The organism is Vibrio sp. D173a (assembly GCF_030248475.1).
This window is the reverse complement of sequence record NZ_JAHGAH010000143.1, coordinates 1-9,949: the sequence shown is the minus strand read 5'-3', so window position 1 is coordinate 9,949 and position 9,949 is coordinate 1. Positions and strand designations below refer to the sequence as shown.

The 9,949-nt window shown below is 45.8% G+C and carries 7 protein-coding genes; 4 read left to right on the top strand and 3 right to left on the bottom strand.

The annotated features are described in order from the left end of the window. Nucleotides 1–80 precede the first annotated feature (80 nt). Nucleotides 81–1,274 (bottom strand): acetate/propionate family kinase, encoded by a 1,194-nt coding sequence (locus KIV40_RS15720; protein WP_005428703.1) that lies wholly within the window; start codon nt 1,272–1,274, stop codon nt 81–83. A gap of 365 nt (nt 1,275–1,639) precedes the next feature. Between KIV40_RS15720 and KIV40_RS15715 the strand changes: the two genes are divergently transcribed. Then, nucleotides 1,640–3,178, top strand: a complete 1,539-nt coding sequence (locus KIV40_RS15715; RefSeq protein ID WP_285350143.1) for a bifunctional diguanylate cyclase/phosphodiesterase — start codon at nt 1,640–1,642, stop codon at nt 3,176–3,178. A 50-nt stretch (nt 3,179–3,228) separates the two neighbouring features. On the opposite strand, the gene KIV40_RS15710 is transcribed toward KIV40_RS15715, so the two are convergent. Further along, nucleotides 3,229–5,130, bottom strand: a complete 1,902-nt coding sequence (locus tag KIV40_RS15710) for a DEAD/DEAH box helicase (protein ID WP_285350142.1) — start codon at nt 5,128–5,130, stop codon at nt 3,229–3,231. Between the two features lie 379 nt (nt 5,131–5,509). Between KIV40_RS15710 and rnb the strand changes: the two genes are divergently transcribed. Both rnb and KIV40_RS15700 read left to right on the top strand, forming a co-directional pair. After that, nucleotides 5,510–7,513, top strand: a complete 2,004-nt coding sequence (gene rnb, locus KIV40_RS15705) for an exoribonuclease II (protein ID WP_285350141.1) — start codon at nt 5,510–5,512, stop codon at nt 7,511–7,513. A 72-nt stretch (nt 7,514–7,585) separates the two neighbouring features. Then, nucleotides 7,586–8,380: an AraC family transcriptional regulator gene (locus tag KIV40_RS15700; protein ID WP_285350140.1), complete on the top strand. Its 795-nt coding sequence runs from the start codon at nt 7,586–7,588 to the stop codon at nt 8,378–8,380. A gap of 65 nt (nt 8,381–8,445) precedes the next feature. Here the strand turns inward: KIV40_RS15700 and KIV40_RS15695 are convergent, their stop codons facing one another. Beyond that, entirely contained in the window at nt 8,446–8,802 is a 357-nt protein-coding gene (locus KIV40_RS15695; RefSeq protein WP_038892598.1) for a DUF3024 domain-containing protein, read from the bottom strand. A 299-nt stretch (nt 8,803–9,101) separates the two neighbouring features. Here KIV40_RS15695 and KIV40_RS15690 point away from each other — a divergent pair, with 299 nt between their 5' ends. Next, nucleotides 9,102–9,929, top strand: coding sequence for a phosphate ABC transporter substrate-binding protein (locus KIV40_RS15690; RefSeq protein ID WP_255959225.1), 828 nt, complete (start codon nt 9,102–9,104; stop codon nt 9,927–9,929). Nucleotides 9,930–9,949: the final 20 nt, after the last annotated feature.

Below are 9,949 nucleotides of genomic sequence, written 5' to 3'. Positions count from 1 at the left end.
CAACGCCATGCTCGGCGCACTAAAAAAAGCCCTTTCCGGTAGGAAAGGGCTTTGACTTAGTTCCCAAAATTTTTGCCGTTTTACAGCAGTTCCACCGACTGTTGAGCGATAACCCACTCTTCATTGGTAGGAATAACTAGCGCTTTCGCACCAAGTAACTCAGATGTAGCAACAACACCTGCGTTACCAAATCGAGCATCTTCGTTGCCTTTCACATCTTCAACGAAACCAAGCAGTTTTAGGTTGCTTAGGATTTCGCGACGGATTGGCATAGAGTTTTCACCGATACCGCCTGTGAAGATGATGCCGTCGAATGAATCAAGAGCAGCAAGGTAAGACGCAATGTATTTAGACACACGGTACGTGAACACTTGGAATGCTAGAGCAGCGCCTTCGTGGCCCTCTTCCATCGCTTCCAAAATACCGCGTGCATCGCTTGTTAGGCCAGACACACCTAAGAAGCCAGAAGCTTTGTTCAATGAGTTGAACACTTTCTCTTGAGACCAACCTTTCTTTAGAAGGTACTCAATGATGCCTGGGTCTAAGTCACCACAACGTGTGCCCATCATTAGACCAGATAGTGGCGTGAAGCCCATAGATGTATCGACAGATTCGCCGTTGTTGATTGCACAAACAGAAGCACCGTTACCCAGGTGAACAGAGATGAAGCTCGATTCTTCAACCGGCTTGTTAATCATCTTCGCAGCTTCACGACTTACAAAGTAGTGGCTAGTGCCGTGGAAACCGTAACGACGGATACCGAAGTCTGTGTAAAGTTCTTTCGCGATTGCACCTGTGAATGCGCGTTGAGGCATTGTTTGGTGGAACGCAGTGTCAAACACAGCAAACTGAGGAAGGCTTGGAAACGCTTCAACAGCAGCACGAATACCGATAGCACCTGCAGGGTTATGTAGTGGAGCAAGATCCGCAAGTTTTTCGATTTCCGCAGTAACTTCTTCAGTGATACGCACAGTTTGAGTGAATTTCTCACCACCGTGAACGATACGGTGCCCCACAGCAACGATGTCTTGAGCTAGACCTAACTCTTCGGTTAAACCTACCAGCTTGCCAATAGCGATCTTGTGATGGCTATCATCGCCTTCGATTGCGATTTCCTTTTTCTCACCGTTGAATTTCCAGCTCATACGAGCGTCTGATAGACCAAAGCATTCGCCCAGACCACTTAGCACAGCATCGCCTGATTGAGAGTCGATTACTGCAAATTTTAGTGATGAGCTACCTGAGTTGATCACCAGTACAAACGAATTAGACATGAAATAGTTTCCTGTTGTGGAGCAGAGGTTTTGTAATTGCGCTTCCGCGCTGCGTACTTCTTGTTTGCGCCTTCTATTATTCAATAATTTTTTAATCTTTCAACTATCTTTTAGTGTTAGTTATTTAGTTGGACATTTTTTGTTGATCTATGACAAGTTTGGATTTTATTTGAAGACTAAAAAATATCTGTTGTTACAACAAATGTATGAATACTCATATTTGTACAAAACCAAAAGTATGAGCTAAGTTGTTTATAGGGGATTCAGAAGTTACAAACATATCAATAATTCGGAATAATAGCGTGCCCACATTTGCCTTTGTACTAGTTATCATAGGTCTACTTTTGCTCTGCTGGGGATGGCAGATGACAAAAAATATTTGCTCGAAAACCGACGTTCCGGGATGGATCGTACTGTTGGTTTTTATTACTGGGTTCATATTTGCCTATGCTACTTTTCTTCACGAGATCATCAACAAGCCTGTTGCTACCTTGTTAGAAACGGGGCTTGCGCTACTGCTGCTAGGTGGCAGCATCTTCGTCGTGCTCGTTATCAAATGGAGTAATGATTCGATACACGAGCTACATGCAGTCGCGGAGCGAGAAAAACACAACGCTGTTCATGACGCTCTTACTGGCCTACCCAACCGAAAGTTTTGCTTTGAACAAATCGATAACCGAATCCAAGAAAGCGCCCCCTTCTCTGTCATACTTTTTGATGTAGTCAACTTTAAACAGATTAATGATGCTATGGGGCATTTCAGTGGAGACCAGCTACTCATCCAAATCGGTCAAAGATTACAAACTGAGTTGAGCGGAGATGACAAGATTTTCAGAGTCGGTGGCGACGAATTCGTTATTCTCACTTCGTGTGCTGAGTATGGTGCAGGTTCAAACTTAGTTGAGCGGCTAGATAGTGCGATGTCCCAACGCTTCAACCTCGGTGAATTTCAGGTCTCTTCTCGCGTGGTTTTTGGTTTGAGCACCTTTCCTTTCGATGCGGAGTCAAACGATCTTCTTATCAAGTGCGCAGACATCGCCATGTACCATGCAAAGCGTAATGGACAGTTGATGGCGTTTTATAACGAAGACATGAACGTCGGAGCCAAATATCAACTTGAAATTTCCTCTCGAATTCAATGCGCCCTAGAGAAAGAAGAGTTTCAGCTATATTACCAACCTCTGATCGATGCCCATACCAGCCTTGCTGTGGGGTTTGAAGCGGTGATCCGATGGCAAGATAGTAATGGAAAAAACATCTCTCCTAACGACTTTATTCCAATCGCTGAGCGGAGTAATCAGGTACATAACATTACAATGTGGGTACTAGACCAAGCAGAGAAGGACTTACTGAGCTTAATCGAACAAGGTATCCGGCTGCCTGTACACGTTAACCTATCAGCCAAAGATCTCTCCTCAAATCTCCTTTTCTCAAGGCTTGAGAAAATGCTGAGCGACAACCCTAGCTTTGAAAACCTAATTGGCCTTGAGATCACTGAAACGATGGCGATTGATCGTGTCTTGGAACTCAACCCACTTATTAACCAGATTAAGAGGCTGGGTATCAAGATTAGTTTGGATGATTTTGGGACTGGCTATTCTTCCCTTTCACTATTGCGAGACTTACCTGTCGATCAGATCAAAATCGACCGTTCTTTCCTGAGCACCGCAAGCAAGACAGAAAGCACCCGCTCCATTGTCGAGAACACCATCGTCCTCGCCCATGGCTTAGGCTATTCGGTAGTCGCAGAAGGTGTACAAGATTTGGATACATTGCATTTCTTGCGCAGCAGAGGCTGTGACATCATTCAAGGCTACCTATTTTGCCCTGCACTGCCGCTGCATGAAGTCATTAACTGGGTAAACAACCACGAAGAAGAACAAACTCATATTCGACGCGCATAAAAAAACCGAGCACTTGGCTCGGTTTTTAAATTCATCTAGCGATTAAGCAATTATGCTTCTTGTGAGCGACGACCACGGCCGTGACCACGTTCACCACGGTGTGCACCACGGTGATCACCACCACGGTTGCGGTCGAAACGACGTTCGCCACCTTCACGGTTACCATCGCGGTTGCCGTCACGGTTACCACGGAAGCCACCTTCGCGACGACCACCTTCGCGGTTGCCATCACGGTTACCACGGTAACCGCCGCCATCACGACGACCGCCATCGCGACGACCACCACGAGACTCACGGAAGTCATCGAAGTCACATACTACAGCACCAACATCTTGTTGACGGATACGTAGCTTGCTTAGTTTGTTCGCAGCGTCTGAAGTCATTGCTTTAGGTAGCTGTACGAATGTGTGACCTTGCGCTAGCTTGATCGCACCGATAGAACCTTTGCCTAGACCTAGTTCGTTTGCTAGAGCGCCAACGATATCTTTAACTTGAACACCTTGTTCGCGACCAACTTGAAGCTGGTAAGTATCCCAGTCTTGGTTGTTGAAGTTACGACCGCCGTCACGACCACCTTCACGGCGCTCTTTACGACGTTGCTTGTCACGTTCAATCGCTTCTACCATTGGGTCTTCGCCAATGTAGAACAGAGGACGTTTACCTTGCTGACGCTTAAGAAGCATTGCAGCAAGCATCGCTGGATCGATTTCTAGAGAAGTTTGTAGTTTCTCTACAAGCTCAGCGAACTTGTCTAGTGCTTTGTGCTCTTTCTCTGCTTCCAGTTCAGCCGCTAGCTTGTTTAGACGAGCTTCTGCAACTTGGTCACGTAGAGGAAGTTGGGTTTCTTCCATAGATGACTTAGTTACGCGCTCGATAGTGCGAAGCATACGGATTTGGTTAGTGCGAACTAGAAGGATCGCTTTACCTTTACGTCCAGCACGGCCAGTACGACCGATACGGTGGATGTAAGATTCAACATCGAATGGGATGTCGTAGTTAAATACGTGAGTAATACGTGGAACATCAAGACCACGAGCAACAACGTCAGTTGCAACTAGGATGTCGATAACACCTTGCTTGATGTGATCAACAGTACGCTCACGTAGAGACTGAGGAATATCACCGTGCAGTGCAGCAGCTTTAAAGCCACGTGCAGATAGCCAATCAGCTAGACGCTCAGTGTCTTGACGAGTACGTACGAATACGATTGACGCGTCAGTTTCTTCAGTTTCAAGAAGACGAGACATAGCTTCATCTTTCTCTACACCCTTCACTACCCAGAACTGTTGTTGAACTTTGTCAACAGTGTGGTTTTTACCAGCAACGTCTACCGTTACAGGATCACGTAGGAAGCGCTCAACAATGTTTTTCAGCATTGGAGGCATAGTTGCAGAGAACAGAACGCGTTGAGCTGATTCAGGAGCGTGCTCCATGATCGCAGTTACGTCGTCCACGAAACCCATGTTTAGCATTTCGTCCGCTTCATCAAGTACGAAAGTATTTACTTCGTCTAGATGTAGACGTTCACGGTTGATAAGGTCTTGAACACGGCCAGGAGTACCAACAACAACGTGAGCACCACTTTTTAGTGCACGCATTTGATCCACGATAGATGCACCACCGTAGATCTCTAGAACTTTAAGACCCTTGATGTTTTTACCAAGGTTTTTCATTTCAGCCGCAACCTGAATCGCTAGCTCACGTGTTGGAGCAAGTACGATTGCTTGTGGTTTGCGTTGGCCAAGATCTAGCTTGTTTAGAAGAGGCAGAGAGAATGCTGCCGTTTTACCTGTACCCGTCTGTGCTTTACCCAGCGCGTCAGCACCTTCCAACAGGTGTGGGATTGCCGCAGCCTGAATTGGAGTTGGTGACACGAAACCCATTCCGTCTAGAGCAGAAAGGATAGAATCATTCAGAGATAAATCGCTGAATTGAATAACAGAATCTTGCATTGGGATCCTACTTAATTAAACAAAAAAACAGTCCCATATGCTCTTCCAATTCGATACTGATCCATCCGTTTACTAAATCCGTTCAGACAGGAGCTAGTACAGTACACAACCGCGATAAGCCATTAGGGACGACTAAGGGAGGCGGATTATTCCTTAAATGCATAAAAAAAGCTAGAAAAAATTGAATTACATCACAATTTATTCTCACTAATGGTATTATTCGCATAAATTTCCACCTCTCCCCCCATTCTCCGGAGAGAAAAGCACCAGTACGCCGTTCAATTCATCAATAATTCACAGCGAATTTGTGTGCTTTAGGTAGTAATAATAGTGCGCAATGATTATAGTGTGCCCAATTCCATTGGTAAGTTAAGAAAAGATGTTTCAAGATAACCCGCTATTAGCTCAGCTTAAGCAGCAAATTCAAGAAAACCTGCCTAAAAAAGAAGGCTCAATCAGAGCAACCGATAAAGGCTTTGGCTTCCTGGAAGTGGACAGCAAAACCAGCTTCTTCATCCCACCAGCGTACATGAAAAAGTGCATGCACGGCGACAAAGTCGTTGCCATTATCCGCACTGAAAACGAACGTGAAGTCGCTGAACCACAAGAGCTGCTAGAACAAGCCGTAACTCGCTTTATTGGCCGAGTAAAAATGTTCAAAGGCAAGCTAAACGTTGCACCCGATCACCCACAGCTGAAAAAGCTCTCCCTTAAAGCGAAACTAAAGAAAGGCCTAAAACCTGACGAGTTCGTAGAAGGCGATTGGGTTGTTGCGCACCTTATTCGCCACCCGCTTAAAGGCGATAACTCCTTCTTCGTAGAAATTTCTGAGAAGATTACCGATGCAAACGACAAGATTGCGCCTTGGTGGGTAACGCTAGCGCAAAACGATCTACCAAACTCTGAACCAGCAGGCATCGAGAACTGGGAACTAAAAGACGACGCGGATCTAGAACGCATAGACATGACTCACGTTCCTTTCGTGACTATCGATGGTGAATCAACCAAAGATATGGACGATGCACTGTACGCGAAGAAAACAGAATCTGGCGATTTCGAACTCACTATCGCAATCGCAGACCCAACAGCGTACATCACACCTGAAGATGACATGGATAAAGTCGCGCGTGAACGTGGCTACACTATCTACCTACCAGGTCGTAACATCCCAATGCTGCCTCGCGATCTAGCGGACAACTTGTGTTCTCTAATCGAAGGTGAAATCCGCCCTGCTATCTGCTGTACAGTAACAGTAAACAAAGATGGTGTGATTGGTGATGACATTAACTTCTTCGCTGCCAACATCAAATCACATGCTCGTCTAGCATACGACAACGTATCTGATTGGCTAGAGAACGACAGCTCGGATAAATGGCAACCGTCAGAAGAGATCGCGACTATCGTTCGTGACCTATACGATTTCTCTCGCGCCCGTGCTGAGTGGCGTGAAAAGAACGCAGTTGTGTTCCCAGACCGTCCTGATTACCGCTTCGAACTAAGCGAAGACAACGACGTTGTTGCGATCCACGCTGACATGCGTCGTAGCGCAAACCGCCTAGTTGAAGAGTCAATGATCACAGCAAACATCTGTGCGGGTCGTACACTACGCGAGAAATTTGAAACAGGCGTATTCAACACACACGCTGGCTTCAAAGCTGAGAAAATTGAAGAAGTGGTTGAACTGGTAAACCCAGAAGGCGCACTAGAGTTCACTGCTGAATCTATCGCAACACTAGAAGGCTTCGCAGCGCTTCGTCGTTGGTTAGGTGAGCAAGAGACCTCATACTTAGATAACCGCATTCGCAAGTTCCAAACGTACAGCGAAGTGGGCAATCAACCTCTTCCTCATTACGCAATGGGTCTTGATATCTACGCGACTTGGACTTCACCAATCCGTAAATACGGTGACATGATCAACCACCGCATGCTAAAAGCAGTCATTTTGAACAAAGAACCTGTTCAAAAACCAGACGATGAAGTGGGCGAAGAGCTGGCTCTTCACCGTAAACATCACAAAATTGCCGAGCGAAACGTATCAGATTGGCTATACGCACGTACTCTTGCGGAAGAGCCAAGCAAACAAACGTGTTTCACAGTTGAGATTTTTGATATTAATCGTGCTGGTGCACGTGTTCGACTTCTCGAAAATGGCGCAGCGGCCTTTATTCCTGGTAGCTTGATTCTTGATAATAAAGAAAGAATTGAGTGTAACGGCGACAACGGTACCATTTCTATCGATAAAGAAGTGGTATACAAGTTAGGTGATACATTGGAAATCGTTCTAGCGGACGTGAACCAAGAGAACCGCAGCATCGTTGCAAAGCCAACCCAGGTATTTGCTGATAAACCAGCAACACAAGCAGAAGAAACTGTAAGTGAATAATACCGATTGAAGTTTAAAGGCGCTCAAGTGAGCGCCTTTTTTATACGTCATGCAAGAAAGATAAGAACGAATATGCCGAACATTGAGATCATTCGCTTTAATCACTTCACTGCTCGCAAAAGTGAACGCTACACCGCCACCCACAATGGCTTATATGTTGTTGAAGAAGGCTCACTCATCATTAACCAGCCAAGTGGTGAGCGAATTGAATTAAACGCCGGAGACTTCACCCTTTATAACTCCGCAGACCTACGCAGTGCCGAAGCCAAGCCCGGCGTGTTCAAAGCCGTAGCGCTAGTGTTTGATATTGGCTTGTTCAGCGAGTTTAAATCTGCCCATCCGGGCGTACAGTCAGAAACAGAAGAACGCCGCTTCTACCCTTTTTCTTCTGAAAACCAATCCTCGATTGCAAAGCTTAAAGACACGTTAATTGAGTTAGCGGACAATAAAGCACCGCAATACGCTCAAGGTCATATTGCGCTTTCACTACTATCACTGATGGTCGAATTACAGCCAGACATTCTATCTATCATTGATGACGCAAGCAGCCTCACCGCGTCTCAGAAGGCGATTAAGTACATTGAAAAGAACATCGAGAAAGACATCACATTAGAAGCGCTAGCAACGCACATGAGCATGTCTATCGCGACATTGAAACGCAGACTGGCAGCAGAAAACCTCTCGTTCTCGCTCATATTGAAGGTGAAACGCATCAACCACGCAGCAACGCAACTGCGTGTGTCACAGAAGTCGATTACTCAAATTGCATTTGAATCTGGCTTTAAGAGTACCGCACACTTTAGTACCGCGTTTAAATCGATTTACAGAATTACGCCTAAAGAGTTTCGTAGCCAAATTGCGAAGTAACGCATGGCATGGCACGAAACGGTGACAGGGTTAGCGGATAGAGGATTAACAGATAGAAACTGTCGTTAGTCCCAAAAACACGCTTGAGGATCGCTCTCTAATTCGGCGAGAAGCACCTCAAGCGTTTCACTCATCGGTAGCCTTTCATAAGGTACCCACACCAGATCTTCTCCACGATACGTTGGCACGTAGAAACACCAAAGCTGAGTTTTGGCATCAAACAGGATTTTAGCAATGGGAGACGTATATTCACTGTGCTGTGAATCAAGCAAGAAGTGCGCATGATAAAGCTCAACACCGTTCTCTATGGGCTCGTACAAGCACTTGCCTATCGCTTCTACCGGCAAATTGACATTGCGCCTAGCGCAGAGCGTTTGAACCAATTTGTGCAGACGACTGGTCGCCATTTGAGACACGGACATGAGCCTACTCCTGATATGTTGTTCTTAGTATATACCCAAGTACCTGAGAGAGGCAGAAATCACCATCGAGGCATGCGCTCGCTCAAGGCTAGAATATCACTCCATTTAACGACGAAAAGCTAACTGCGTCACCTCTTATGTTTCAAATCGGTAAAAGCCGCCCTTCGCATATTATTGATAACTATCCGTTTAAACCGAGAGCAATCGATCATTCGCTATGGATATCGATGCGCATTCACAAAAGTGTAACCTGAACGAAATATGATGAGCGCTGCTTTATACCGTATTTGGAGTTCAATATGTTACGTCTTTCTGTGGCGACCTTACTAGCCATGGCTCTGTCCCTTCCTTCTGCTGTGGCAAAAGAAGTCAATATTTCCGGTTCTACCTCTGTTGCACGCGTAATGGATGTACTGGCTGAAGAATATAATAAAACGCATCCTGACGATTACATTGCCGTACAGGGCATTGGCTCAAGCGCTGGTATCACCATGGTGAACAAGGGCGTGGTTGAGATTGGAATGAGCTCGCGCTACTTAACAGAAAGAGAGAAAGGCGAAGACCTCAACGTATTCCCTATCGCTTACGATGGTCTTGCTGTTGTTGTTAACCGCACTAACTCTGTCACCAACCTTTCGGAGCAACAACTGTTTGATATCTACAAAGGTAAAATCGACAATTGGAAACAAGTCGGCGGCGCAGACCAACCCATTGCCGTGGTAACACGTGAAGCGTCTTCTGGCTCTCGCTATAGCTTTGAAAGCTTGCTAGGCCTCACTAAGATCATCAACGACCGTTTAGTATCGGACATCAACCCAAACAACCTAGTGGTAAACAGCAACAGCATGGTTAAAACCATTGTTAACCACAACCCACACGCTATCGGCTTTATCTCCGTCGGCTCAGTGGATCGCTCAATAAAAGCGATTCAGTTTGAAGGTACCGAGCCAACCGCAAGCAACATCGCCAACCACAAGTACAAATTGGCTCGCCCTTTCTTAGTTTTGTACAAAGTAGATGGTTTGGATAACGCAGGCAAAGAGTTCGTGAAGTTCCTGAAATCGGAACAAGGCCAAAAAGCGATTGCCGATTACGGCTACACACCCGTGAAAAGCTTTAACCAATAAAACGCAAAATCGAGTAGGAG

Bases quoted from the DNA above. Each gene is read 5' to 3' on its own strand.
- KIV40_RS15720 (WP_005428703.1), bottom strand. From the start codon at position 1,274: ATGTCTAATTCGTTTGTACTGGTGATCAACTCAGGTAGCTCATCACTA.
- KIV40_RS15715 (WP_285350143.1), top strand. From the start codon at position 1,640: ATGACAAAAAATATTTGCTCGAAAACCGACGTTCCGGGATGGATCGTA.
- KIV40_RS15700 (WP_285350140.1), top strand. From the start codon at position 7,586: ATGCCGAACATTGAGATCATTCGCTTTAATCACTTCACTGCTCGCAAA.
- KIV40_RS15695 (WP_038892598.1), bottom strand. From the start codon at position 8,802: ATGTCCGTGTCTCAAATGGCGACCAGTCGTCTGCACAAATTGGTTCAA.
- rnb (WP_285350141.1), top strand. From the start codon at position 5,510: ATGTTTCAAGATAACCCGCTATTAGCTCAGCTTAAGCAGCAAATTCAA.
- KIV40_RS15710 (WP_285350142.1), bottom strand. From the start codon at position 5,130: ATGCAAGATTCTGTTATTCAATTCAGCGATTTATCTCTGAATGATTCT.
- KIV40_RS15690 (WP_255959225.1), top strand. From the start codon at position 9,102: ATGTTACGTCTTTCTGTGGCGACCTTACTAGCCATGGCTCTGTCCCTT.